We start from the raw sequence: 25,223 nt of genomic DNA, 5'->3' as shown, positions 1-25,223 counted from the left end.
AGATGGAAGTCATTCTTCTCGAACGCATCGCCAAGCTTGGCCAGATGGGCGAAACCGTAAAGGTTCGTGACGGCTACGCACGTAACTTCCTGTTGCCGCAGGGCAAGGCTCTTCGCGCCAACGCTGCCAACAAGACCCGTTTCGAATCCGAGCGCGCAACGCTCGAAGCCCGTAACCTCGAGCGCAAGTCTGAAGCCCAGAAGGTTGCAGACGCTCTCGAAGGCAAGAGCTTCATCGTTGTACGTTCCGCTGGCGAAACCGGCCAGCTGTACGGCTCTGTCGCTGCTCGCGACGTCGTTGAAATCCTCGGCGCAGAAGGCTTCAACATCGGCCGCAACCAGGTCGAGCTCAACACACCGATCAAGACCATCGGCCTGCACAATGTTACGCTTCACCTCCATTCGGAAGTCGAGCTGCAGGTTGAACTCAACGTTGCCCGTTCTGCTGAAGAAGCCGAGCGTCAGGCAAAGGGTGAGAGCCTGACATCTGCAGACGCCATCTACGGCGTTGACGAAGATGCTCTTCGTCCAGAAGACTTCTTTGATCCAGATGCAGATCAGGACGGCGACGACGAGTAATCGTTCTGGCCTTACGGCTATAAAGAAACCCCGGATGGCAACATCCGGGGTTTTTTCATGGGGAGATATCAGGCCGGTTTTACGAGGAAGCAGGCTCGTCCTGCCTGGCTGGACTTTTGCGGCGCCCGAGACGCAGCACTCCAGGCGGCAGCGTCATGGCGACAACACCCGTGAGGATGCAGACAAGACCCACGATGGTCGAGGCGTGCAGCTCTTCCCCCAGAAAGATGACCCCGATGGCCACACCCACCGGCACCCTCACATAGGCTTGCGCGGTCGTTCCAAGCGAGCCGAGCGTATGCACCAGTCGAAAGTAGATGGTGAATGCAAGAGCGGTGGAGAAGATCGAGAGGCTCATCAGCGCCATGATCGACCTGGTTGAGGGCGCAAGTTCCCATGGCCGGTCGACAATGAGGCTGATCGGAATGAGGATGATGGCGCCGCATATCAGCGATGCTGCTGCCGGTATCATCGAATCGATGCCCTTGAAGTTCTTTCCGAAGATTGCGGCACCGGCATACAATGCGGTGGCGACAATGACGGCAAGCTGGGCAAGCACGACATTTCCGAGACCGTTTAGCGCCTGTATGCCGATCATCACGATCGTGCCGATCAGTCCGATCATGACGCCGAAGAGCTTGCGGCCGTTGACGATCTCATGCCGGGTGATGAGCAGCGTCAGCAGAAAGGCGAAGACCGGCGTCAAGGAATTGAGGATTACCGCCAGACCGGCGTCAATATAATGTTCCGCCCACGCAATGAGTGTGAAGGGCAAAACACTGTTGAGAAGCGACTGAATCGCAAAGCGTTTCCATAGCTGCGGGCTCGTCGGAAGTCTCAGGCCGCGCCAGTAAAGAATGACCATCAATATGCCACCGGCTATCGTGGTTCTTGCGGCAATCAGCGTTACCGGCGGAATGGTCTCGATACCGAGCTTAATGAAGGTGTAGGAACTGCCCCAGAGGCATCCCAGCAGAACAAGCAGGCCAAGTTCCCGCATAAGCCCGATTTTTCCAGTCATTCCAATGTCCCTTACATGATGCCAATGCTCATCCTATAGAGACGTCGGCAGACCGGAAGCTTCGGCAGCGGCCGAACAATGCCCCGCTGACGGTGCGCAGCTTTAGTGCTAGCGTTACGGAATGACAAGCATAGCCTCACCCAACACCATTGCCGCCATCGCGAATCTGATGGGTGACACCACGCGTGCCAATATGCTCTGCGCGCTCATGGGCGGACAGGCGCTAACGGCGGGCGAGCTTTCCCGGCAGGCGGGGGTAACACCACAGACGGGCAGCGGCCATCTGGCAAAAATGGTCGATGCCAATCTTCTCTCCACCGTCAAGCAGGGGCGGCACCGCTACTACCGTCTCGCATCTGCGCAGGTTGCCAACGGCATCGATGCATTGATGAACATAGCCGCCGATGGGCCGAAGCGGCATCATCCTGTCGGTCCAAAAGAAAAAGATATGCGGATCGCCCGCAGTTGCTATGACCATATCGCTGGCAGGTTGGCTGTGGCCATGGCCGACAGCCTTTCCGAAAATGCGCACATTGTGTTGTCCGACGAGGGTGCGCTCCTGACCGAAAAGGGAAATGCATTTCTGCAGGAGTTCGGGATCGACCTCGACAAGGGCGCGCATTCGAAGCGCCCTCTCTGCAAGACCTGTCTGGATTGGAGCGAGCGCCGCTACCATATTGCCGGGCGCGTCGGCGCCGCCCTTCTGGACCGCACGCTGGAACTGGGCTGGCTGGCCAGACGCGCCGACAGTCGCGCTTTGCGCATCACGCCCGCGGGCAACAAGGGTTTGCGCGAAATATTCTGTCTTCCGGCAGAATGGAACGCGCTGTAACAATGGGCAGGATCGAGCGCCCTGCCCGCAAAATCGAGCTTACTTTGCGACCGTCCCGGCATTCCCCGGCGTAGCGGCCTTGTCTACCCGCACCACGACCGACATCCCCGGAGAGAGTTCAGCAGCGAGCGGTTGATCCGGGTCGATGGAGATTCTGACACCAAGGCGCTGAGCGATCTTGACGAAGTTGCCGGTGGCGTTGTCAGGCTTGATGACCGCGAATTCGGAGCCGGCAGCGGGTGCGAAACGCTCGACCTTGCCGGTCAGCTTGCGACGGTGGAGGGCATCGACCGAGATCGAAACCGCCTGCCCCACTTCCATGCCGCCAAGCTGCGTTTCCTTGAAGTTGGCGACGACCCAGATATCGTGGGGAACGACCGCCATCAACTGCGTTCCGGCGGCGACATATTGGCCGACGCGCACGCCGACTTCGCCCAGCTTGCCGTCCCTTGGTGCATGGATTTCGGTATTCTGCAGGTCGATCTTTGCCAGCTCGACAGCGGCCTCCGCATTGGCAACCGCCGCCTGCAGAGACCCGCGATTGATGATGATGGTCTGGAGATCCTGCCGGGCCACCTCAAGTGCGGCCTTGGACTGTGAGAGACCTGCACGAGCCTTGTCGAGATTGGCTTGCGCTTCTTCCTGCACGCTTGAGGTTCCGGCGCCACTGCGAAGCAGGCTGTCCTGACGATCCGCGGCCAGCTGAGCCTGCTTCAGTGATGCCTGCGCGCTATCCACCGCCGCTTCACCGGAGCCGATATTGGCTTTGGCGGCGATTTCCTGCTGGCGGGAATTGTCGAAAGCTGCCCTCTGGCTGTCGAGCGAGGCTTCCGCCTGCGCCAGCTTCTGGCGGAAGATGCGGTCATCGACCTTGGCCAGAACATCGCCTTCCCTGACCCCCTGGTAATCCTTGACCGGCACATCAACGATGTAACCGCTGACCTGCGGGCTCATGGTGGTGACATAGCCGCGCACATAGGCATTGTCGGTCATTTCCACCGTGCTGGAAAACGGCGGCAGACGCCATGCATAGAGCACAAGCGCCACACCGGCGACGCCGCCCAGAAGAACAATCAGAGTAAGAGGCGTGAAAATTTTCTTCAGCATTTTGATATCTCGGACAATCACGATTGAGGTGCGGCCACGCCATCCTCTGCGCTTTTGAGCAGAGGCTTGAAACGTAACCATGCAAGATGGATGAGAAGCATGACAAGAGCTGCCGCGGCACAGGCCGAAATCAGCAGGAACGTGTCGTTATATGCCAATATGTAGGATTCGCGCGTTACCTGTTGGCTGAGCAGCGAAAGACCTTCCGCCTTGAGCAAGGCAGGATCGGTTATGACATGACTGTATCCCGCCGAAAGCTGGCTGACGCGTTGAGCGACCTGCGGGTTTTGCAGCAGGATGCTTTCCACGAGGATGTTGGAATGGAATTTTTCCCTTAGCGTCACGAAAGATCCCAGCAGGCCTGTCGTCAACATCGATCCGGTAATCTGCGTAAACAGGAAGATGGTGATGAAGTTGACGAGGTATGGCGGGCCCTTTGCCAGTGCCGCACCAAAGCCCTTCGCCATTACAGGCGGCAGGAACATGGCGGCACCAAAAGCAATCATTGCCTGGCTGAGATACATCTGTTCCGGTCGAACCAGATTGGTCAGCCCGCTATCCATGAATGCGCCAAGGGCAATCAGCGAAAGCGCGATCACGTGGGCGGTGTCGACATATTTCGTCAGCATCAATATTCCGCACAACGCACCACCCAGCACGGTTGCCAGAATGATCAGCGCATAAAGCGACGTCGTCTGCTCGTTGAGAATGCCGAGCTGCTGATAGAGGCTGACCGCTGTTGACGACTGCTCAGACGAAACGGCGCGATATATCAGCAGAATTGCAATCAGATGCAGGTTGGTCCGCGAGAATATCCAGCGCAAATCCAGCATGGGATTTTTCCGTGGCAGCTCGATCAGCGTCATCACCGTCAGCAGACCGACGGATGTGGCAAGGAGAACGCCGAGCCACCAGGTTTCAAACCACCAGTAGAAGCGGCCAAGGGTGAGGAATACTGCAAGGCAGCCAAGACCCCCGGCAAACAGCATGTAGCTGAGAATATCCACACGCTCGATGACCTTGGCGCGCGGTGGTGGCGTCAAAGGCAAGAGGTAGATGATGGGCAAGGCGGCAAGAGCAAGCCCCACTTCCATCGTATAGAGCGCCTGCCAGCCATCGATATCCAGCAACGTCGGCGAGACGATGCGGGCGAGCGGCGCGGACAGAAGCGTGCCAGTCAGCGCAATGCTGAGGCCGAGCGTCAGCTTGCGCTGCACCGGGAAAGCCTCGAGTATGTAGAGAAAGCCGAGCGATGACAAAGGTGCCGCCGCCATTCCGCTGACGAAGCGCACGACGATGGCCGAATGCAGATCAGTCACGAAGAGGTTGAGACAGGAAGCCAGAACGAAACAGATGATGCTGATTTCTGCGAATGGTCGAAGACCGTATTGCTGGCGCACCTTGAAAAGCGCAATGGAAAAGGTCGCATAGGGCGCCATATAGGCCGCGGAAAGCCAGGCAACTTCGGCAATCGTCGCTGAAAACTCTCCCTGCAATTGATAGATGTTGGCCATGACGATGTTCATGCCCATGCCCTGAGTCACGAAAAACGTCAGTCCGGCAGCAATATACAGCAGTTTCGCGACTAGCGACTTCTCCGGCACGGGCGCTGGCGCTGCGGGAGCGGTCTCCCTCAACTGCGAGGCATCGTCAGCCTCCAAATCTTTGTTCGACAGGGCGTTGCTCATGATTGCACCCTCTCGCCAGCGAGATTCTGCAGATTATGAGAGAGCTTGCGGACCACATCCAGTGCTGCGCGAATATCGTCCGTCGAAATATCGGCCGCGATCTCTGCGCGCATGGATTTGGCCTGCATATCAACATCCTTGAATGTGGTCATACCGTCTGGCGTCATGTGGATCCGTTTTGCGCGCCGATCGATCTCGTCAGAACGCCGCTCGATGAGTTTTTGTTTCTCCATCGCATCCAGCACCCGCACAAGCGTCGGAGTTTCTATCTCCAGCTCTTCAGCCAGTTCCTTCTGGGTCAGCGGACCGCGGCGCGACAGTGCGAAAAGAGCCCTGGCGCGCGCAAGCGTCAGCCCCTGCTCTGCCACCCGGGCATCGAAGAAGGATCTGAGCTTACGATTGAAAGCCGCCATCTCATCGAAAAGCTGCTCTTTTTCACTCGCACGGGACAAAGTACTTTCACCTTATAATTAGCACGCTATCTATTTTATCCCTATTTATTTTCGCAAGCGGTAAGATGCAAGATGCTTTGTGGCGATGGCAGCCATGACGTAAACTCATAGCCACCACGACCGATTCGAATTGCGGACCTGCACTTCACGGCTTTGCCTGTGGATTACTGTTAACAACACAATTTGTGAGGACGCCTGCCAAAGTTCCCGCACGCCTCTTTGTCACTGTTGCCGCAATGTCCTTGACTGCCGCCGCCGCTGGCCTCAAACCGGCAGGCTTGCATGAAACGAAGGCTCCGACCAGCCTTAAGGGAGATCACAGAAAACCATGAACGACGCTGTGAGAAAAATCACCCCCGCCCCGGCTGCTGAACCGCTTTACCGTGAGGCACCGAACAATATCGAGGCGGAACAGGCGCTGCTTGGCGCCATCCTCGTCAACAACGACGCCTATTACCGCGTTTCCGACTTTCTGAAGCCCGTGCATCTGTATGAGCCGCTTCACCGGAAGATATTCGAAGTCGCGGGCGATATCATTCGCATGGGCAAAACCGCCAACCCGGTGACAATCAAGACCTTCCTGCCGGCCGACGGCAAGATCGGTGACATGACCGTGGCGCAATATCTGGCGCGTCTCGCCTCGGACGCTGTTTCGATCATCAATGCCGAAGATTATGGCCGCGCGATCTATGATCTGGCGCTTCGCCGCGCGCTGATTCAGATCGGTGAGGACGTCGTCAACATCGCCTATGACGCGCCGCTGGACATGCCACCGCAGACGCAGATCGAAGACACGGAACGCCGCCTGTTCGAACTGGCCGAAACGGGTCGTTATGATGGCGGTTTCCAGTCCTTCAACGACGCGGTATCGCTTGCTATCGACATGGCGGGCGCCGCATTCGAGCGCGACGGCAACCTGTCGGGCATCTCCACCGGCATCCATTCTCTCGACGCCCGCATGGGTGGTCTGCAGCGTTCCGACTTGATCGTGCTTGCCGGACGCCCGGGTATGGGCAAGACCTCGCTTGCCACGAACATCGCCTACAACATCGCTGCATCCTATGAGCAGGAAGTCCAGCCGGACGGTTCGTTCAAGGCCAAGAATGGCGGCGTCGTCGGCTTCTACTCGCTCGAAATGTCGTCCGAACAGCTGGCGACACGTATCATCTCCGAGCAGACGGAAGTCTCGTCCTCAAAAATCCGCCGTGGTGAAATTACCGAAGCGGACTTCGAGAAGCTCGTCGCCTGCAGCCAGATGATGCAGAAGGTGCCGCTCTATATCGACCAGACCGGTGGTATTTCCATCGCTCAGCTCTCCGCCCGCGCCCGCCGCCTCAAGCGCCAGCGCGGCCTCGATTGCCTTGTGGTGGACTATATTCAGCTGATGACCGGCTCCGGCAAGTCAGGCGAAAACCGCGTGCAGGAAATCACCCAGATTACCACGGGTCTCAAGGCGCTGGGCAAGGAACTCAATGTTCCCATCATCGCGCTCTCCCAGCTATCCCGTCAGGTGGAAAGCCGCGAAGACAAGCGACCCCAGCTCTCCGACCTTCGCGAATCGGGCTCCATCGAGCAGGACGCCGACGTGGTGCTGTTCGTGTTCCGCGAGGAATACTACGTCAAGAACATGGAGCCTCGCGATATCTCGGACCCCAAATATGCCGAATGGGAAGCCCATTTCGACAAGGTCAAGGGCACCGCAGACGTCATCATCGCCAAGCAGCGTCACGGACCGACCGGCACCGTCAAACTCGCCTTCCAGTCGGAATTCACCCGCTTTGCGGATCTGGCTGACCCATCCTTCACGCAATATGAAGAGCATTGATTTTTCTGCCAACGCCCTGCTGCCAGCCACGCAGGGCGTTGTCTTTACAGGTACTTGAACCCAAGGCCTGAGATAATGATTCAGGCTCCGTCCCCTGAGTTCACCTCCCCAGGGGACAACGCTGCCGTGACAAAGTTTTGTCTCTCGCGTCATGACCCGCTGCTACAAAGGTGATAGACCAGCGCCATCAGAGCCAGCGGTACAGGACCATGACAGACGATTTTGACGACAGCTTTTCCGAGATTGAAACCGATGCCTTCGATGCCGCGCCGCTGCGCCTGACCGTCGACCTTGGCGCACTTGCCGACAACTGGCGCGACATGGCCAGTCGCTCCGGCAAGGCCCGCGCCAGCGCGGTGGTAAAAGCCGATGCCTATGGCATGGGTATCGAAGACTGCGGCGCAACGCTCTATCACGCCGGTGCACGGGACTTTTTCGTTGCAACCGTGGCAGAGGGCGCAACGCTTCGCCCCCACGCACCGGAAGCCCGGATTTTTGTCCTGTCCGGCATATGGCCCGGGCAGGAACGTCTGGTTTTCGCAAACGATCTTGTGCCGGTCGTTGCATCGGAAGAACAGCTCTCATTCTGGATGGGTTTGATGGCCGAGCGTGGCGATCACCCCTTCGCGCTGCATGTGGATACCGGCTTCAATCGTCTGGGGCTGTCGCTGGATGATGCATTGTTTCTGGCCGACGACGTGACACGACCGGCGAGCTTCGACCCTGTCCTCGTGCTCTCCCATCTCGCCTGCGCAGACACGCCATCCTCACCCATGAACAGGATGCAGCTTGAATCATTCCAACAGGTTGTCGCGGCTTTCGAAGGCGTCGAATCAAGCCTCTCCGCTTCTGCCGGAATTTTCCTCGGACCGGATTACCACTTTGACCTTACCCGCCCCGGCATAGCGCTTTACGGTGGTGAGGCGGTCAACGGCCTAGCAAATCCGATGCGGGCAGTGGCGAAAGCCGAAGCACGGGTCCTTCAGATCCGTGAAGCAAAGCAGGGCCAAACCGTCAGCTATGGCGGCACGCTGCGCCTCACACGAGACAGCCGACTGGCGATTGCCTCCGTTGGCTATGCGGATGGCTACCACCGCTCCCTCTCCGGCTCCGGCATTCCTCTCCGAGAAATGGGCAATAGCGGCGCTCATGGCTTCGTGAATGGTCACAAGGTGCCGATTGCGGGTCGGGTAACAATGGATCTGACGATTTTCGATGTCACCGACCTCCCCGCAAACGCGATCCGTGCTGGCGACTACATCGAACTCTTCGGCCCCAATATGCCCGTGGACGATGTGGCACGCGCAGCCGGAACGATCGGTTATGAAGTGCTGACCCGTCTTGGATTGCGATACGAGCGCCAGTATCTGGTAGACGAGGACTGAGGCTCGAAGTCTCTGGCCGTTTCGGCCCTTGGAAAGAGCGACAGACCTGTGCTAGGAGAGAACAAAAAGTGATCAAATTGATTCATGCGGGTCGTCGCTGATCTGTTCGCTCTCTACCGTTGAGAGATCATGAGCAGACGGCCGCCATCCATTTGCAAGAGAAGCACCGGAATTCATGGCCAAAGCCAGAACACAATTTATCTGCCAGAACTGCGGCACGGTCCATACTCGTTGGGCAGGCAAGTGCGAGGGCTGTGGCGAGTGGAATACCATCGTTGAAGAAGATCCGATGGGTGGCATCGGGTCCGGCCCGGGCAAGACGCCCAAAAAGGGACGCCCGGTTACATTGACGTCGCTTTCGGGCGAAATCGAAGAAGCCCCGCGAATTCCAACCGGCATGGGCGAGCTTGACCGCGCCACGGGCGGCGGATTCGTGCGCGGGTCGGCGGTCCTGATCGGTGGCGATCCGGGTATCGGCAAGTCCACATTGTTGATGCAGGCGGCAGCGGCACTATCCCGTCGCGGCCACCGCATCGTCTATGTCTCGGGTGAAGAAGCGGTCGCACAGGTGCGCCTTCGCGCGCAGCGTCTGGGTGCCGCCGATACCGATGTGCTCCTGGCGGCTGAAACCAATGTCGAGGATATTCTTGCCACGATTTCGGAAGGCAAGCGCCCGGACCTCATCATCATCGACTCCATCCAGACCTTGTGGAGCGACACGGCCGATTCCGCGCCGGGCACGGTCACACAGGTGCGAACCGGTGTGCAGGCCATGATCCGCTTTGCCAAGCAGACCGGCGCGACCATGGTGCTGGTCGGTCACGTCACCAAGGATGGGCAGATCGCCGGGCCGCGCGTCGTCGAGCACATGGTCGATGCGGTCCTGTATTTCGAAGGCGACCGTGGTCATCATTACCGGATCCTGCGCACGGTGAAGAACCGTTTCGGTCCGACCGATGAAATCGGCGTGTTCGAAATGTCCGACAAGGGCCTGCGGGAGGTTTCCAACCCCTCCGAACTCTTTCTGGGCGAGCGTAACGAAAAATCGCCGGGGGCGGCGGTGTTTGCGGGTATGGAGGGTACCCGCCCGGTGCTGGTGGAAGTTCAGGCGCTCGTCGCGCCGACATCGCTCGGCACCCCGCGCCGCGCTGTCGTCGGATGGGATTCGTCACGCCTTGCCATGATCCTCGCGGTCCTGGAAGCCCATTGCGGGGTGAAGCTTGGCAGCCACGACGTCTACCTCAACATCGCCGGCGGCTACCGCATCTCTGAGCCTGCAGCGGATATGGCGATCGCTTCTGCACTGGTTTCCTCGCTGGCCGGCCTCGCCCTGCCCGCCGATTGCGTCTATTTCGGTGAGGTCAGCCTGTCTGGCGCAGTGCGCCCCGTTTCGCAAACGGGGCAACGGTTGAAGGAGGCTGAAAAGCTCGGCTTTTCCAGCGCATTCCTGCCGTCCGCGTCGGCTGAATTGCCAAAGGGCAGCAAGGGACGCTGGACTGAAATCGAAAGCCTGCCGGATCTTGTCTCACGCATTGCGGGGTCGGGCAGCCGGTTCAGGCAAGCTGAGGATGATTAGAGCAGTCTTCGCTTACGTCGAGAGCTACATAGAGGTGGCTACTAGACCCGACGAAGGCATAGTGACCGGGCGGCTTCCGTGAGGAACCGAATGCGCGGTCGCCTGCCTGAAGGCGGGCCGCATAAATAACGTTGCGTGACCGTGACGGCAGCGAATGTGAGATGTCGTGCGAGCCATGCAGCGAGCAACGGCGAGCTTGATTTCTTGTTTGAGATAGAAGCGAGTGGTCCAGCAGGACGCGTCGTGCTTCGGTCGATATCATCCCGTCCAGAGGCGTCATTGAGCTATGAATATTTCAAGCTCAAGTTGCTGAAGTTTGTTAGCGGCAGAGTGCTTCCTTGGTAACGACGTCCCATTTCACAAAGCTTTTCGCCGATGGAAAGTGATGTAAATTTTCAACACCGATTGTCCAAATTTTTTCTTGGAGTCGACGGCAAAAACATTACAAATACTCTCATGATATTCAAAAAATACTCTTGGATAAAAAATCGAACATTACTCATGTAAGTTCATTCGCGATTATCTCGGTATTTTTTTATCCTATATGATGCTCCACTTAAAAACCAACGCATATATAAACTCGTTAAAATTGGATAAATATACTATCGCTCTCTATTCGTAACTTTACTTGCTTAAATCTAGAATATTGAAATCAAAAATGGCCAATGCTACCTGATGATTCGTAAATCCGAGTATTGGTTCGGATCGAAGATTGCTTGGTGAGTATATGCTGAAAAAGAAATTTAATGGATATTTGGCTGCCGTATCGCTGGCAGCGGTGGTCGCAGGTTACGGTAGTGCTGCTTCAGCTATCCCCCATGCGCAATCGAATATTTACGGGATGAGCGCCAATGGCGCCTTTTATCTGGTGGGAATCCCTAGCAGCGACGGCATTACGTATACCTATCAGGTCGTTTCCAATGCCAACGATTCCAGCGTCACCCTAACCCCTCCGCAGGGCGCACAGAATTTTCAACCCAGGAGCATAAGCCCTGATGGAAAATATGTGGTCGGCAAATATGACGACTCGCAAACAGGCAAAACCATCAGCTTCATCTGGCGCAATGGAGCCTACACAAATATTTCAATCGAGAACAAGGACAGCGCATCCCTTACTATCTCTGGCGTAGGCAACGACGGCAAGGTTTTTGGCACTTACAGCTACCAGAATGACGGCGCACGGCTTTTCCTCTGGCAGAACGGCAGCCCGACGCTGACAGCGCCGGCTAACAGCAGCCGGTACAACGATATCTTCGCCGACGCAATAAGCCGCGATGGCAGCACCGTTGTCGGTAACTTGTTGGCTCCGCCGGTTGATACGCTGGACTACGAAAAGAGCCATGCCATGGTGTGGAACACGGCAACGAACACCGTGACGGATATTAACGACGGCCTTTACGATTACTCCTATGCTTACTACGTGAGCGCCGACGGGGCCGTGGTAGCAGGCAGCGGGATAGGCAATTCGCTTTATAAGGTTTTTCGCTGGACGCCGGACGGCGGAATTAAAGACATCGGCAACATGATGCAAGACCTCTATTCCCAGGCCCCGGGAGCCATGAATGCCGCTGCATTGTCACTTTCGGGTAATGCGATCGTCGGTTCCGGTGACGCCATGGATTTATCGGATCAAGTTTCCACCACGCATGCCTTTCGCTATCTCGTGCATTCCGACAACCAGACGACGCTCACGGATCTGGGCGTCCTCCATGAAGGTGGCGCCAGCACGTCGGAGGCTCGTGCCGTTAGCGCCGACGGCGCTTACGTCGTTGGTAAATCAACGAGCACCGCCTATGGAGATCAGGCGTTTCGCTGGTCTGAAACGACAAACATGATTTCTGTCGATCAGTGGCTGGCAAGTGCCAATGTCACAGCAAATTACACCACAAAAGATGCGGTCTTCATTTCCGATGACGGTAATGTTGTCATGGGCTACACAAGCAACGGCGACGTCTTTGTGGCCCGTGTGGGTGAATTCAGCGGTGACGCAGACGGCGACACAGGCGGTGATACCGGTGGTGATACAGGCGGCGGCGCAGGCGGCGGCACAGGTGGTGATGCAGGTGGCGGCACCGGTGGCATCATCACGCTAGAGGAATTCTATCCAACGGTCGTCCAGGCAGCTTCCAGTACCGTGCAGAACAGCGTTTCCAGCGCCAACACCATCATGTTCGGTGCCCAGGGTAACCCGATGCGCAACCTGCTTGGCGTCGGTGAACGGTCTGCCTGGGGCACGGTCGATGGTGGTTATGACAACAGCGATATCTCCAAGGGCGGTCTGGCACTGGGCGAATTCGGTTATGGCTATGGCATTGCCGAAGGCATCACCGCACGCATTTCGGTCGGTGGCAGCTATAGCGACCAGGATCTCGATGCAGGCGGCTGGGTGAAACAGAAGGGCTTTTACCTTTCGCCCGAGGCCTCCGCCAATGTGGGTTCCAATCTCTACGTCACCCTCGGCGGTTACTTCAGCCGGACCAGCATCGATACCTCGCGCGGTTACCTGAATGGCGCGGCTCAGGATTATTCCAAGGGCAGCACGGACGCTGACACATGGGGCGGCAAGATCCGCTTCGACTGGCTGAACGCTGCGAATGTCGCAAACACGGACATCACCCCCTATGCGGGCCTTTCCTATGCGAGCACGACGGTCGATGGCTACAGCGAAACCGGCGGCTCCTTCCCCGTCCGCTATGACGAGACGAGCGATCATTCGACGATTGCCCGCATCGGTGCGGATTTTGTTCGCCCCATGAACGAGACCGTTCGACTTCTGGCAAAAACAGAAGTGAGCTACCAGTTCGAGGATCAATCCGCAGCCACCAGCGGCACACTGACCGGCATCAATGATTTCAGCATTGAAGGTCAGGATCTCAAGCAGATCTGGGTTCGCGGCGGCATCGGTGCGGAGCTCGATGTAGCCGGCGGCACGGCATCATTCATGGTCAACGCAACCACGCAGGGGCAGGACCCGACCGTGTGGCTGCGCTCGAACTATACGGTCAAGTTTTGAGAACATAAGCTATTGGTCCTTTAACTGGCTAAACGCCTAGTGTAAGAGGGACCAAATTTGGCACAGTGACGATTCACTCAGTGTCGCGTTCTCCGGAGTTGGTAGATGCCCATTACGATTTTCGACGGCATAGTCATTGCCGTCGTTCTATTCTCCGCTATTCTCGCCATGGTGCGGGGGTTTTCGCGGGAAATTTTGTCCATCGCTAGTTGGGGCGGCTCGGTCGCGGCCGCCTATTATCTCTATCCGGTGCTGCTGCCCTATGCGCGCAACTATACCGATGACGAAAAGATCGCGGTTGCCGGTTCGGCAGGCGTCATCTTCCTCGTCGCCCTCATCATCATATCCTTCATAACGTCGCGGATTGCCGATTTCATCATCGACAGCCGTATCGGCGCTCTGGATCGGACACTCGGCTTTCTCTTCGGGGCGGCCCGCGGCATCCTGCTTCTGGTCGTCGCCGTTGCCTTCTGGAACTGGCTGGTCGATGTCAGGACCCAGCCGGAATGGGTAACGCAGGCCAAGTCCAAGCCTTTCCTGGACGGTCTGGTCTCGAAGCTTGAAGCGGCCCTTCCCGACAATATCGAGCCGCAAATCCGGGCCCGCATTCTGGGCAAGCCGGCGGAAGGGACGACCGAGCAGACGCCCGCGGAAGACGCACCTGCGACAACCGCTCCGGCCACAAACAATTGACGGTCATGCGCGTCTTGCAATACATGCAAGGCGCGCTATTTGTGCTAGATATTCAATATAGGCAGTAGACAGACCAAACTGGCGGACGATCTCCCCGGCGCGGTTTTTGTTTTTGGCACTTCAGCAAAGGCAAGCCAGATGAATGAGCCGCTTTCGCATTCTACTTTCAACGACATCATTGATGGCGATACGCTGCATGAGGAATGCGGCGTGTTCGGCGTCCTCGGCCATCCCGATGCGGCGGCGCTGACGGCTCTTGGCCTGCACGCCCTGCAACACCGCGGCCAGGAAGCCGCTGGCATGGTGTCCTTCGATGGCAAGCGGTTCTACCAGGAACGGCATATGGGCCTTGTCGGAGACCATTACACCAATCCAGCCACGCTGGCCCGCCTGCCCGGCTCCATCTGCATCGGCCATACACGTTACTCCACCACCGGCGAAGTGGCGATGCGCAACGTGCAGCCGCTGTTTGCCGAACTGGAAGAAGGCGGCATCGCGGTTGCCCATAACGGCAACTTCACCAATGGACTGACGCTTCGTCGCCAGATCATCGCAACCGGTGCCATCTGTCAGTCTACATCCGACACCGAAGTCGTTCTCCACCTCATTGCCCGCTCCCGCCACTCCTCCACGGCTGACCGCTTCATCGATGCCATCAGGCAGATGGAAGGCGGCTATTCGATGCTGGCGATGACGCGCACCAAGCTGATTGCCGCACGTGACCCCACGGGCATCCGCCCGCTTGTCATGGGTGAACTCGATGGCAAGCCGATTTTCTGCTCCGAAACCTGCGCGCTCGATATTATCGGCGCGAAGTTCATTCGTGATGTCGAAAATGGCGAGGTCATCATCTGCGAGATACAGCCGGACGGCTCGATCAGCATTGATGCCCGCAAGCCGGTGAAGCCACAGCCAGAGCGCCTGTGCCTGTTCGAATATGTCTATTTCGCACGTCCGGATTCCGTGGTGGGCGGTCGCAACGTTTACACGACCCGCAAGAATATGGGCAGCATCCTTGCCAAGGAAGCGCCGCTGGAGGCCGATGTTGTCGTGCCCGTGCCGGATGGCGGCACGCCCGCTGCTCTTGGCTTTGCTCAGGAAAGCGGCATTCCGTTCGAATACGGCATCATCCGCAATCACTATGTCGGCCGCACCTTCATCGAGCCAACTCAGTCCATCCGCGCGCTTGGCGTCAAGCTGAAGCATTCGGCAAACCGCGCCATGATCGAAGGCAAGCGGGTCGTTCTGGTGGATGACTCCATCGTGCGCGGCACCACATCGGTCAAGATCGTGCAGATGATCCGCGAGGCCGGTGCCAAGGAAGTGCACATCCGCGTTGCCAGCCCGATGATTTTCCATCCGGATTTCTACGGTATCGATACGCCGGATGCCGACAAGCTGCTGGCAAACCAGTATGCCGATGTCGCCGACATGGCGAAGTTCATCGGCGTGGATTCGCTCGCATTCCTTTCCATCAATGGCCTTTATCAGGCCGTGGGCGGCGTGGACCGCAACCCTGCCCGTCCGCAGTTTACCGATCATTATTTTACCGGTGAATATCCGACCCGCCTTCTGGACAAGAATGGCGAAGCCATGGGCAACAAGATTTCCATGCTTGCCAGCAATGGCTGATTGAAGATTGCCCGCGCTGCTGCGCGGGCTTTTCCTGTCGCACCTGGCCATGCGACGTCCCGGCCAATTGCCGTCTGGTGCGCTTGCCTTTAAGACGCACTCTCAAACATCTTCTCGGGGGAGACAATGACCATCGACCTTAAAGGCCGCATCGCGCTCGTAACCGGCGCATCCCGTGGCATCGGTTATTTCACGGCGCTGGAACTGGCAAAGGCTGGGGCACATGTCATAGCCTGCGCCAGAACGGTCGGCGGTCTCGAAGACCTCGATGACGCCATCAAGGCAGCGGGCGGCACCGCAACCTTGGTGCCGTTTGATCTTGCGGATATGAACGCCATTGATGCACTCGGCGCATCCATCCACCAGCGCTGGGGCAAGTTGGACATTCTCGTCGCCAATGCGGGCGTGCTTGGCGTCATTTCTCCCGTCGGGCATATCGAGGCGAAGGTCTTCGAAAAGGTCATGACCATCAACGTCACCGCCACATGGCGCTTGATCCGATCCGTAGAACCCCTGCTGTTGAAATCCGATGCAGGCCGTGCGCTCATCCTCTCATCGGGCGCACCGCATTCCTGCCGTCCCTTCTGGGGTGCCTATTCAACGTCCAAGGCAGCGGTCGAGGCTCTCGCCCGCACATGGGCAGCGGAAACGGAAGCGACCGCACTGCGCGTCAACAGCATCAATCCCGGCGCCACCCGCACGGCCATGCGCGCCCAGGCCATGCCAGGCGAAGATCCTGACACCCTGCCCCATCCATCGGAGGTCGCAGCCGCCATTCTGCCTCTGGCCTCACCTGATGTCACGGAAACCGGCAAGATCTATGTGGTCCGCGACCGGAAGTTCGTGAGCTACCGCACACCGGAGTAAAGGTTGAGATTGGTGCGCAGCGGCGCACCACAGCTCTTGACCGGAACCTCTTGCCGTTTCATAAGGCAAGCCATGAAAATAACGATCTGCTGCTGTTGCTGAGTTGAATTTTGCCGGTTTAACCACCCGGCCAGATCGTTTTCGTCTCCCGAAAGGTCAAAGCAGACAAACGTTCCGGCTGGGGAATTGATTGCCCTTGAGGAAAAATCCCATGTCGCGCCTGAAGTTTTACAATACGCTGACCCGCGAAAAGGCTGATTTCCAGCCGATCAATGCTGATAATGTCCGCATGTATGTCTGCGGTCCTACTGTTTATGACTTCGCCCATATTGGCAATGCGCGTCCCGTCATCGTGTTCGATGTGCTCTACAGGCTTCTGCGTCATGTCTATGGCCAGGAACACGTTACCTATGCGCGCAACATCACTGATGTCGATGACAAGATCAATGCGCGGGCGCTGCGGGATTACCCTGACCTGCCACTGAACGATGCCATCCACGCCGTCACTGAAAAGACGGCACAGCAATTCCACGACGATGTCGCCATGCTGGGATGCCTGGAGCCAACGGTCGAGCCCCGCGCCACCGACAATATCGCGCAGATGATCGAGATCATCGAGAAACTGATTGCGCGCGGGCACGCCTATGTCGCCAGCGGTGAAGTCCTGTTCGATACGAAATCCATGGGCGATTACGGCCAACTTTCCAAGCGCCCGCTGGACGAACAGCAGGCGGGTGCGCGCGTGGCGGTCGAGGTTCACAAGAAGAGCCCCGGAGATTTCGTGCTCTGGAAGCTTTCGGGCCACAATGAGCCCGGCTGGGAAAGCCCATGGGGCCGCGGTCGCCCCGGCTGGCACATCGAATGCTCGGCCATGTCTGGCCGTTACCTTGGCGAGACCTTCGATATTCATGGCGGCGGGCTGGACCTGATTTTCCCACACCACGAAAACGAGATCGCCCAGTCGCGCTGCGCCCACGGCACGCATGTAATGGCCAATGTCTGGATGCATAACGGCTTCGTGCAGGTCGAAGGCCGCAAGATGTCGAAGTCGGACGGCAATTTCATCACCATCCACGAGTTGCTGCACACCGAAACATTTGGCGGTCGGAAGTGGGCGGGAGACGTGCTGCGTCTTGCCATGCTGATGACCCATTACCGCGAGCCTATCGATTTTTCGGTAAAACGCCTGGAAGAGGCAGAACGTCTGCTGGCGAAATGGCCTGCCGCTGATGTCAGCGATGCCGAGCCCGATCAGACGGTGCTGGACGCCTTGGCGGACGATCTCAACACGGTGGCGGCTGTGCAGGCCCTTCACGCACTCGCGCAGGCCGCCAATGCCGATCCGGAAAAGCTGCCCGCTTTCGCAGCCAGTGCCGCATTGCTGGGTGTGCTGCCTAAAAAGGCCGTTGTGGATGATGCCATTGCGGCAGCGGTTGATTCTCTGGTGGAGATGCGGCTCGAGATGCTGAAGGCGAAGAACTTCGCAGAAGCAGATCGCATCCGCGACGATCTCCTGGCCAAGGGCATCCAGTTGAAGGACGGCAAGGACAAGGAAACCGGTGAGCGGATAACGACCTGGGAAATCAAGCGATAGGTTTATCGCACCTTAGTTGGAGACTTTCGCTACCACTGCCGTTTTGGCTGCACAGGGGGCTTGCTTCGCGGTAAGCCCCCTCTCTGTTTCGCAGCGACGCCACAGCGTCTTGGATGTATCGTTGATTTTGCTCGTCCTTCGCATAAGCTGGTAATCGAGTTGGATGCCGTCCTGCAACGGCATCTCACAGTGTGTCGACAAGCCACGTCTCCACATACTGAGAGCAATCGAGGAGGACATGCCATGACGATCCACACCGGTGGATGCCAATGCGGTGCGATCCGCTTTCATGTCGAGGGCGATCTTGAGGATAGCTCCATCTGCCATTGCCGCATGTGCCAGAAGGCGTTCGGTGCCTATTATGCGCCACTGGTTTCGGTCCGTGGTGTGCGTTTCGAATGGACCCGAGGCGAGCCGAAGCGGTTTCAGTCTTCGGATGTTGTGCGGCGTGGCTTTTGTGCAGAGTGTGGAACGCCGCTGACCTATGAGGCACCGGATGGCATGGCAATCGCGGCTGGCGCGTTTGACGATCCCTCAGCTTTTCCGCCCTCGATACAATGGGGTATCGAGAAAAAGATCGGTTTCGTAGATAGTCTCCACACCCTTCCCGCCGTGGCGACAGAAGAGGACTTGACCACGGTGGACTATCTGTTGAACCTCACCTCATACCAGCATCCAGATCACGACACGCCAGAATGGCCGGAGAAGAAATCATGACTGATACGGGATATTCCGGCGGCTGCCAGTGTGGTGCGGTACGCTTTCACGCGGGCAAGCTTGGCCGCCCTTCCATCTGCCACTGCCGCATGTGCCAGAAACATTTCGGCAACTTCTTCGGCGCCTTGGTGGGGGCGGATCAGGCGCATCTGACATGGACGCGCGGACAGCCGACGCTCTTTCGCTCTTCGGCGAAAATCCATCGCGGGTTCTGCAACAAATGCGGTACGCCGCTGACATATCATTATCCCGGCGGTGTGGAGATCGCCATCGGCGCCTTCGACCACCCGCAAGACCTTGAGCCCCGGGTGCAGGTCAACGCGCATATGCAGATGCCCTGGATCAAGACATTGTTCGACAAGCCCGATGTGCAGCAAAGTCTGGATGAGAGCACGTTGGTTTCCTACCAGCATCCAGACCACGATACGGCTGTATGGCCACCTGAAGACAATGTGAATTGAGGAACATGCAATGAGCGAGACGCTGCGCAGCTTCTATCCAGAGATCGAACCCTTCGAAACCGGTATGCTGGATGTAGGCGATGGCCATGTCATCTATTGGGAGCGTGTCGGCACTAAGGGCGGCAAGCCAGCGGTCTTCCTGCATGGCGGTCCCGGCGGCGGCGTCAACCCGATGCAGCGGCGTCTCTTCGACCCAGCGCTCTATGATGTCGTCCTTTTCGACCAGCGGGGATGTGGACGCTCAACGCCCTACGCGTCGCTTGAGGCCAATACAACCTGGCATCTGGTGGCAGATATCGAAAAGCTTCGCGAAAAATTCGGCTTCGAGACGTGGCAGGTATTCGGTGGCTCTTGGGGATCGACCTTGGCGCTCGCCTATGCGCAGACGCATCCGGAGCGGGTCAGCGAACTTGTTCTGCGCGGCATCTACACCCTGACCAAGGCGGAACTGGACTGGTACTACCAGTTCGGTGTCTCGGAAATGTATCCCGATCGCTGGGAAACCTTCATTGCGCCTATTCCTGAGGCTGAGCGCGGCGAGATGATGGTGGCCTATAACCGCTATCTCACCGGTTCTGATGAAAAGAAAAAACTGGAATGCGCCAGGGCCTGGAGCCAGTGGGAAGGTGCCACGATCTCGCTGGTGACGGACCAGACGCGGGTCGATGAATTTGGCGAGGACCAGTATGCGATCGCCTTTGCGCGCATCGAAACGCACTATTTCGTCAATGGCGGCTGGTTTGAAGAGGGCCAACTACTGCGCGACGCCTATAAATTGAAAGACATTCCCGGCGTCATCATCCACGGGCGCTACGACATGCCCTGCCCGCTGAAATATGCCTGGCAGCTTTCAAAGGCATGGCCAAAGGCAGACTTCCGTATCGTAGAGGCCGCCGGCCACGCTGTCAGCGAGCCGGGCATTCTCGACCAGCTCATCCGGGCGACAGATCGCTTCGCGGGAAAATAACCCTTGGTTACAAGAGATTAGATGCACCGCCTGACATTCTGATTCAAGGCGGCGCATCTCTTCGGGTAGCCTCATTTTTTCTGACACCATCCTTCACGCGAATGAATTGGTATATCACGCAAAACAGGAATAGCCCGGTGCTTTCCGATAAGCGTGGTATTCAACATGGCCGTGAACCAAACCAATGAAAGTGCCAGACAGGCGGATGGAGCACGGGGATTTGCCTACGCATTCGTCGCCTATATCCTGTGGGGCTTTCTGCCTTTTTACATGAAGGCTGTCGCGCATGTCTCGCCGTTCGAGGTGATTGCGCACCGGGTGGTCTGGTCCGTGCCGATTGCCGCTGCCGTGCTCGTTATCCTGGGTCGCACCGCCGAAATCAGGGTGGCGCTGACGACACCGCGCATGTTGGCCATGGCTTGCCTGACGGCTTCCATCATCAGCATCAACTGGGGTGTCTATATCTGGGCAATTGGCAGTGGCCGCGCGCTCGATGCGGCACTTGGATATTTCATAAATCCGCTCTTCAGCATTTTTCTCGGGGCCGTACTGCTGAGAGAAAAGCTCAGCCGGTTTCAGATCGCAGCTATTGTCCTGGCGTCTCTCGCCGTCGCCTTGTTGACATGGCACGCTGGCAGCCTCCCCTGGGTTTCCGTCGCCCTGACAGTCTCCTGGGGTTTCTATGCGTTTTTCCGAAAAACGTTGCCGATAGGCCCGACACAGGGGTTCCTGCTGGAGGTCCTGTTAATGACGCCCCCCGCACTTGCCTACATCATCTATCTCATGAGCACGGGACAAGCCCATTTTCTCGCAGGCACGCCGACGGATACGTGGCTGCTCATCGCAAGCGGTCTGGTCACCGCCACGCCGCTCATTCTCTACGGCAATGGTGCCAAGCTGTTGAAGCTCTCGACCATCGGCATCATGCAGTACATAGCGCCTTCGATCATCTTCATCATCGCGGTGTTCGTGTTCCGGGAACCCTTCGATACGGTGAGGCTGATCGCCTTCTTCATGATCTGGTCGGCACTGGTTATTTATACCGTGCCGGGATTGATCCGAAAAAAAACGTGAAGATGGCGTTTACCCTTTGCGGTTCTTGCGATTACCGCGACGGATGCAATCCGCCATCATCGGCATCCACGGTAATCGAAAGCGTAACGTGACGTGGCCGCGTTACAGCGAACAAAACCGCCTCCGCGATGTCTCTGTTGGTCCCGCGCTGCCCCTTAAAGCGAGCAGCAGCCATCTCCCATTCGGATGTGCCGGGCGCTATGTCATCGAGATAGGGTGGATGGATAGCAATGGAGCGAACTGGTGTCCTTGCCAGCATCTGGGCGAATCCTTCCGCAAGAGCGGACTGCCCACGTTTTGCGGCATACATCGGAATTGAAACCGTCTGAAGTGCTGCATTTGGTAGCCCGCTTATCGAGCCAATTGTGACGATATCGGGACGAGGCGAACTCAGAAGGCTGGGCAGAAGCCCTTGTGTCAAAAGGAAAGTACCGGTGACTGCAGAATTAATAGTAACCAAAACATCCTGGGCCACATGGTCCTTGTCAGAAGCTTCGAGCCACATAGCACCATTGTTGATGAGAATATCAATCGTGTCGTGACTGCCTCGAAGCTTAAGGATTGCAGCGTCGACACTTCGAGTGTCCGAAAGATCAAGCTGTATAATGTCAGGACATATGTTGAAACGATCTTGAATATTTACGCTTAGACGTTTCAACGCGCTGACATCGCGCCCCGCAAGAATTGGCTTGCAGCCGTTCTCAGCCAGCACATAGGCGAGCGCTGCGCCCAACCCCCGCCCGGCGCCCGTCACCAATACCGTTGTTCCAAGAAGCGACACTGCATTTTCCTTCCGATTGACCATAGTAAGGCAAGCAAAAGGCGCCACTCGTTGTCAAGCGCATCGCTTTGCCACCTGTAGGTGATCAATTAAAAAAGGCTCCCGAAACCCTATCACAACTGCGAAATAATTGTGGGATCGCCCTCAGGGTTTTGCTGTGCGGTCGCGCGTTCAATGATCGCTGGCACGATGTTTTCAACGGCCTCGATGACCAGCGGATTGAGCAGATGGGCGCGGTGGATGAAGCCCTGGTCGCGCATATGGCGGATCAGCTCCAGCATCGGGTCCCAGAAGCCGTTGATATTGGCAAAGACCATTGGCTTGGCGTGACGACCGAGCTGCGCCCATGTCATGATCTCGACAATCTCTTCCAGCGTACCGATGCCGCCGGGCAAGGTAACGAAGGCATCGGAGCGTTCAAACATCATGTGCTTGCGCTCATGCATGTCCTTGGTGATGACGAGCTCGTTCAATTGTCCGAGAGAATGGCGTGTAGCCTCCATATCAACCAGAAATTCCGGTATGATGCCCGTAACTTCGCCGCCACTTGACAGAACGCCGCTGGCAACAGCGCCCATGATGCCTTTTGTGCCGCCGCCATAGACCAGGCGAATGCCGTTTTCGGCAATGGATTTGCCGAGCGCGCGCCCGGCTTCCATATAGGCTGGGTCACGTCCCGGCTGGGAACCGCAATAGACGCAGATGGATCGAATCGATGTATTTTCTTCAGTCATGGGCTGAAGGAACATCCGGGCGGCCAATCCGTCAAGAAAATTTGGGGAATGAAGCGCTGGATAGGCTGCTTTTCAAGGGCAGCCGCTTGTATGAGTGTTTTTTAAACGCTAGCTATCGCAACGTGAAGACAAGAAAGTTACCCGGAGAGTGATGATGAACAATAAAAGGGCCGGACTGCTGGCGCTTATCGTGCTGGGCGTCGCGACGCTTCTCATGGTCTTCTTCGTTCTCCCACGTATGTCTACCGATGACAGACCGATTGGTGATGCGATCAATCAGGCTGGCAACGACGTCAAGAACAGCGTGGAAATGGGTAGCGAGAAATCCGGCGACCTTCTGTCGGATGCGGCGAAGGAAACAACCAATATCGCCGAGAAGGTTGGACGTCTGGCAGAAGCCGCAACCCAATCCATCAAGGATATGACGGGCCGCTTTGCCGACAACAAGGTGCCGACCAACGAGGAATTTGCAGCTGCACGCGCGAAGGTCGAGGATTCCCTCAAGGAACTTGGAAATGTCGATATTCCAGAATCACTTGACGAGAACACTTCACGTCTGATCACAACGGCGCGGACCGCAGCCGAAAGAGCCATAGCATTCCTGCGCGGCCTGCCTGCGGATGCGAGCGTGGCTGCGGATCAGGTCCGTCGTCTTGCCGGTGTTTTTGCCGGCACGGACGATGGGGCGCCACGGCCAGAAACGCCTGCGGCGCCCGCGCGTTCCGCAACGCCTGCTTCGACACCTGCAGCGGAGCCTCAATTGCCACGCTTCGACGTGTTGCGCGTCGAGCCGGATGGTTCGGCGGTCATCGCTGGCAAGGCTGCTCCGGGCTCCAAGCTTGAGATCGTCAACAACGGACAGGTCATCGCGCAGACGACCGTTGAAGGCAGTGGTGACTTTGCCGCAGTCCTCGACAATCCGCTTCCCCCCGGCGATCATGAAATCGTGTTGCGCGCCATCGGCAAGGACGGCGCGACGGTTCAATCAACCGAAACCGCGACCGTTTCCGTTCCAAAACAGAAAAGTGGCGAGCTTCTTGCCATGGTGACGACGCCTGGAAAAGCCAGCCGCGTCTTGACCATGCCGGAGACAGCCCCGCCTGCGCTCGGAGCAGCTGGTCAGAACGCCAGCGAGACACAGCCTGGCCAGACAGCAGTGCAGCCCGGCACATCCACCACAGCCCCTGCAGCGCAGGGTCAGGCTGGCTCTGCCGCCACATCCGGCGAAACCTCATCCATCCGCGTCATGGCCGTGGAATTCGAGGGAACAAAAATCTTCGTCGCCGGATCCGCCCCGGCTGGCACCAATGTGCGTGTCCTCGTGGACGATCAGCAGATCGGCAGTGCGAAGGCAGAAGCATCCGGCAGCTTCGTCATTGAGGGCGATATCGAGCTGAGCGTTGGCGATCACATCGTCACGGCAGAGGCGCTTGATGCTGCGGGCAATGTTACCGTTCGCGTTCGCGTGCCCTTCATGCGTCCCGCAAGCGATCAGGCAACGGTCGCGATGCAGAAGACGCCGACACAGCCGTCGTCAACGACAGGTGCTGCCGCCGGTCTGCAGGACCCTGGCGTTGTCAGTGACCGCACCGCTTTCGAGGCATTGCGCGTTGATGTGAGCAAGGCGTTCGCCATTCTCTCCGGTCTCTACGCGGACGGCAAGTCGCCCGCGCTGGAAGAGGTTGCAGCCGCAAAGTCCGCCACATCGATTGCCCTGCGTTCGCTGTCGGAATTCCGTACAGCTGCCAATGCCGATCCGGCTTTCACGGCTTTCGTCACCGATATCGTCGCCAAGGAGCGTGCGCTGCTTGCCGTCATCGATGGTCTGCCGAACGATGTCGCGGCCATTGGCAAGCAGATCGCCAGCCTCTCCGACCGTTTCGCGCAGTTGAACGCGGCAATGCCTGAAGCTGCCAATGCTGCGTCTTCCACAACGCAGGCCCAACCACAAACTGGTCCGAAAACCTTCGAACAGGCACCTCTCGCCCACAGCGACAGCGCCGTCATCATCAGACGCGGCGATACTCTGTGGCAGATTTCCCGGCGCGTTTACGGTCAGGGTGTTCGATATACGACGATCTATCTTGCCAATCAGGATCAGATCGCAAACCCTGATCTGATCGAGCCCGGCCAGATCTTCGGCGTTCCTGAAAATGCCCTGCCCAATGCCGAAGAGCTGCACCGCAAGCGCCTCATGGGTCGGTGATCTCCCCTGCGGCATTGCAT

21 protein-coding genes are annotated in these 25,223 nt (G+C 57.7%); 15 read left to right on the top strand and 6 right to left on the bottom strand.

The features are described 5' to 3' along the window. The first annotated feature begins 2 nt into the window (after positions 1-2). Positions 3-578, top strand: a complete 576-nt coding sequence (gene rplI / locus ASF69_RS09240) for a 50S ribosomal protein L9 (protein WP_062586982.1) — start codon at positions 3-5, stop codon at positions 576-578. A gap of 79 nt (positions 579-657) precedes the next feature. On the opposite strand, the gene ASF69_RS09235 is transcribed toward rplI, so the two are convergent. Further along, positions 658-1,599: an EamA family transporter gene (locus tag ASF69_RS09235; protein WP_062586981.1), complete on the bottom strand. Its 942-nt coding sequence runs from the start codon at positions 1,597-1,599 to the stop codon at positions 658-660. Between the two features lie 121 nt (positions 1,600-1,720). On the opposite strand from ASF69_RS09235, the gene ASF69_RS09230 reads away from it, so the two are divergent. Continuing rightward, on the top strand, positions 1,721-2,431 hold the full coding sequence (locus ASF69_RS09230; RefSeq protein WP_200939056.1) for a winged helix-turn-helix domain-containing protein: 711 nt from the start codon (positions 1,721-1,723) through the stop codon (positions 2,429-2,431). Between the two features lie 39 nt (positions 2,432-2,470). Here the strand turns inward: ASF69_RS09230 and ASF69_RS09225 are convergent, their stop codons facing one another. The 3 genes from ASF69_RS09225 to ASF69_RS09215 are packed head-to-tail and all read right to left on the bottom strand — an operon-like array spanning position 2,471 to position 5,678. Then, on the bottom strand, positions 2,471-3,538 hold the full coding sequence (locus ASF69_RS09225) for an HlyD family secretion protein (protein ID WP_062587254.1): 1,068 nt from the start codon (positions 3,536-3,538) through the stop codon (positions 2,471-2,473). A 17-nt stretch (positions 3,539-3,555) separates the two neighbouring features. Next, positions 3,556-5,226 carry an MFS transporter gene (locus tag ASF69_RS09220; protein ID WP_062586980.1) on the bottom strand — a complete coding sequence of 557 codons (1,671 nt, stop codon included), beginning with the start codon at positions 5,224-5,226 and terminating at the stop codon, positions 3,556-3,558. Continuing rightward, positions 5,223-5,678 (bottom strand): MarR family transcriptional regulator, encoded by a 456-nt coding sequence (locus ASF69_RS09215; protein ID WP_062586979.1) that lies wholly within the window; start codon positions 5,676-5,678, stop codon positions 5,223-5,225. The genes ASF69_RS09220 and ASF69_RS09215 overlap by 4 nt, the downstream gene beginning before the upstream one ends. Positions 5,679-6,006: 328 nt before the next feature. Here ASF69_RS09215 and ASF69_RS09210 point away from each other — a divergent pair, with 328 nt between their 5' ends. The 12 genes from ASF69_RS09210 to rarD all read left to right on the top strand — a co-directional run bounded on the left by ASF69_RS09210 (position 6,007) and on the right by rarD (position 21,482). Continuing rightward, on the top strand, positions 6,007-7,503 hold the full coding sequence (locus tag ASF69_RS09210) for a replicative DNA helicase (protein ID WP_062586978.1): 1,497 nt from the start codon (positions 6,007-6,009) through the stop codon (positions 7,501-7,503). A gap of 209 nt (positions 7,504-7,712) precedes the next feature. Then, positions 7,713-8,888: an alanine racemase gene (gene alr, locus ASF69_RS09205; RefSeq protein WP_062586977.1), complete on the top strand. Its 1,176-nt coding sequence runs from the start codon at positions 7,713-7,715 to the stop codon at positions 8,886-8,888. Between the two features lie 175 nt (positions 8,889-9,063). Continuing rightward, positions 9,064-10,464: a DNA repair protein RadA gene (gene radA / locus ASF69_RS09200; RefSeq protein ID WP_062586976.1), complete on the top strand. Its 1,401-nt coding sequence runs from the start codon at positions 9,064-9,066 to the stop codon at positions 10,462-10,464. A 727-nt stretch (positions 10,465-11,191) separates the two neighbouring features. Further along, positions 11,192-13,477: an autotransporter domain-containing protein gene (locus tag ASF69_RS09195; RefSeq protein WP_062586975.1), complete on the top strand. Its 2,286-nt coding sequence runs from the start codon at positions 11,192-11,194 to the stop codon at positions 13,475-13,477. Between the two features lie 105 nt (positions 13,478-13,582). Then, positions 13,583-14,170: a CvpA family protein gene (locus ASF69_RS09190; protein ID WP_062586974.1), complete on the top strand. Its 588-nt coding sequence runs from the start codon at positions 13,583-13,585 to the stop codon at positions 14,168-14,170. Between the two features lie 138 nt (positions 14,171-14,308). After that, positions 14,309-15,802 carry an amidophosphoribosyltransferase gene (gene purF, locus ASF69_RS09185; protein ID WP_062586973.1) on the top strand — a complete coding sequence of 498 codons (1,494 nt, stop codon included), beginning with the start codon at positions 14,309-14,311 and terminating at the stop codon, positions 15,800-15,802. A gap of 126 nt (positions 15,803-15,928) precedes the next feature. Further along, positions 15,929-16,669: an SDR family NAD(P)-dependent oxidoreductase gene (locus ASF69_RS09180; RefSeq protein ID WP_062586972.1), complete on the top strand. Its 741-nt coding sequence runs from the start codon at positions 15,929-15,931 to the stop codon at positions 16,667-16,669. 211 nt (positions 16,670-16,880) lie between these two features. After that, on the top strand, positions 16,881-18,263 hold the full coding sequence (cysS, locus tag ASF69_RS09175) for a cysteine--tRNA ligase (protein ID WP_062586971.1): 1,383 nt from the start codon (positions 16,881-16,883) through the stop codon (positions 18,261-18,263). Positions 18,264-18,506: 243 nt separating this feature from the next. Beyond that, complete coding sequence (locus ASF69_RS09170; protein WP_062586970.1) at positions 18,507-18,980, top strand: GFA family protein; 474 nt, start codon at positions 18,507-18,509, stop codon at positions 18,978-18,980. Then, complete coding sequence (locus ASF69_RS09165) at positions 18,977-19,441, top strand: GFA family protein (protein WP_062586969.1); 465 nt, start codon at positions 18,977-18,979, stop codon at positions 19,439-19,441. The genes ASF69_RS09170 and ASF69_RS09165 overlap by 4 nt, the downstream gene beginning before the upstream one ends. A 10-nt stretch (positions 19,442-19,451) precedes the next feature. Then, entirely contained in the window at positions 19,452-20,408 is a 957-nt protein-coding gene (gene pip, locus ASF69_RS09160) for a prolyl aminopeptidase (protein ID WP_062586968.1), read from the top strand. A gap of 165 nt (positions 20,409-20,573) precedes the next feature. Continuing rightward, a complete protein-coding gene (rarD, locus tag ASF69_RS09155; RefSeq protein ID WP_062587253.1) occupies positions 20,574-21,482 on the top strand; it encodes an EamA family transporter RarD in 909 nt (302 codons plus the stop codon). Positions 21,483-21,513: 31 nt separating this feature from the next. Here the strand turns inward: rarD and ASF69_RS09150 are convergent, their stop codons facing one another. Beyond that, positions 21,514-22,311: an SDR family oxidoreductase gene (locus ASF69_RS09150; RefSeq protein WP_244475432.1), complete on the bottom strand. Its 798-nt coding sequence runs from the start codon at positions 22,309-22,311 to the stop codon at positions 21,514-21,516. 65 nt (positions 22,312-22,376) lie between these two features. Further along, the gene (locus tag ASF69_RS09145; RefSeq protein ID WP_062587252.1) at positions 22,377-22,997 is read right to left on the bottom strand and encodes a TIGR00730 family Rossman fold protein; all 621 of its coding nucleotides are present in this window, start codon (positions 22,995-22,997) and stop codon (positions 22,377-22,379) included. Positions 22,998-23,151: 154 nt separating this feature from the next. Here ASF69_RS09145 and ASF69_RS09140 point away from each other — a divergent pair, with 154 nt between their 5' ends. Further along, on the top strand, positions 23,152-25,203 hold the full coding sequence (locus ASF69_RS09140) for a LysM peptidoglycan-binding domain-containing protein (protein ID WP_062586966.1): 2,052 nt from the start codon (positions 23,152-23,154) through the stop codon (positions 25,201-25,203). The last annotated feature ends 20 nt before the right edge of the window (positions 25,204-25,223 follow it).

The organism is Rhizobium sp. Leaf311 (assembly GCF_001423445.1).
Taxonomy (GTDB): domain Bacteria; phylum Pseudomonadota; class Alphaproteobacteria; order Rhizobiales; family Rhizobiaceae; genus Agrobacterium.
Note: the sequence above shows the minus strand (reverse complement) of the source record. Positions and strands in the feature narration are given on the sequence as shown.

Bases quoted from the DNA above. Each gene is read 5' to 3' on its own strand.
- rplI (WP_062586982.1), top strand. From the start codon at position 3: ATGGAAGTCATTCTTCTCGAACGCATCGCCAAGCTTGGCCAGATGGGC.
- ASF69_RS09235 (WP_062586981.1), bottom strand. From the start codon at position 1,599: ATGACTGGAAAAATCGGGCTTATGCGGGAACTTGGCCTGCTTGTTCTG.
- ASF69_RS09230 (WP_200939056.1), top strand. From the start codon at position 1,721: ATGACAAGCATAGCCTCACCCAACACCATTGCCGCCATCGCGAATCTG.
- ASF69_RS09225 (WP_062587254.1), bottom strand. From the start codon at position 3,538: ATGCTGAAGAAAATTTTCACGCCTCTTACTCTGATTGTTCTTCTGGGC.
- ASF69_RS09220 (WP_062586980.1), bottom strand. From the start codon at position 5,226: ATGAGCAACGCCCTGTCGAACAAAGATTTGGAGGCTGACGATGCCTCG.
- ASF69_RS09210 (WP_062586978.1), top strand. From the start codon at position 6,007: ATGAACGACGCTGTGAGAAAAATCACCCCCGCCCCGGCTGCTGAACCG.
- alr (WP_062586977.1), top strand. From the start codon at position 7,713: ATGACAGACGATTTTGACGACAGCTTTTCCGAGATTGAAACCGATGCC.
- radA (WP_062586976.1), top strand. From the start codon at position 9,064: ATGGCCAAAGCCAGAACACAATTTATCTGCCAGAACTGCGGCACGGTC.
- ASF69_RS09195 (WP_062586975.1), top strand. From the start codon at position 11,192: ATGCTGAAAAAGAAATTTAATGGATATTTGGCTGCCGTATCGCTGGCA.
- ASF69_RS09190 (WP_062586974.1), top strand. From the start codon at position 13,583: ATGCCCATTACGATTTTCGACGGCATAGTCATTGCCGTCGTTCTATTC.
- purF (WP_062586973.1), top strand. From the start codon at position 14,309: ATGAATGAGCCGCTTTCGCATTCTACTTTCAACGACATCATTGATGGC.
- ASF69_RS09180 (WP_062586972.1), top strand. From the start codon at position 15,929: ATGACCATCGACCTTAAAGGCCGCATCGCGCTCGTAACCGGCGCATCC.
- cysS (WP_062586971.1), top strand. From the start codon at position 16,881: ATGTCGCGCCTGAAGTTTTACAATACGCTGACCCGCGAAAAGGCTGAT.
- ASF69_RS09170 (WP_062586970.1), top strand. From the start codon at position 18,507: ATGACGATCCACACCGGTGGATGCCAATGCGGTGCGATCCGCTTTCAT.
- ASF69_RS09165 (WP_062586969.1), top strand. From the start codon at position 18,977: ATGACTGATACGGGATATTCCGGCGGCTGCCAGTGTGGTGCGGTACGC.
- pip (WP_062586968.1), top strand. From the start codon at position 19,452: ATGAGCGAGACGCTGCGCAGCTTCTATCCAGAGATCGAACCCTTCGAA.
- rarD (WP_062587253.1), top strand. From the start codon at position 20,574: ATGGCCGTGAACCAAACCAATGAAAGTGCCAGACAGGCGGATGGAGCA.
- ASF69_RS09145 (WP_062587252.1), bottom strand. From the start codon at position 22,997: ATGACTGAAGAAAATACATCGATTCGATCCATCTGCGTCTATTGCGGT.
- ASF69_RS09140 (WP_062586966.1), top strand. From the start codon at position 23,152: ATGAACAATAAAAGGGCCGGACTGCTGGCGCTTATCGTGCTGGGCGTC.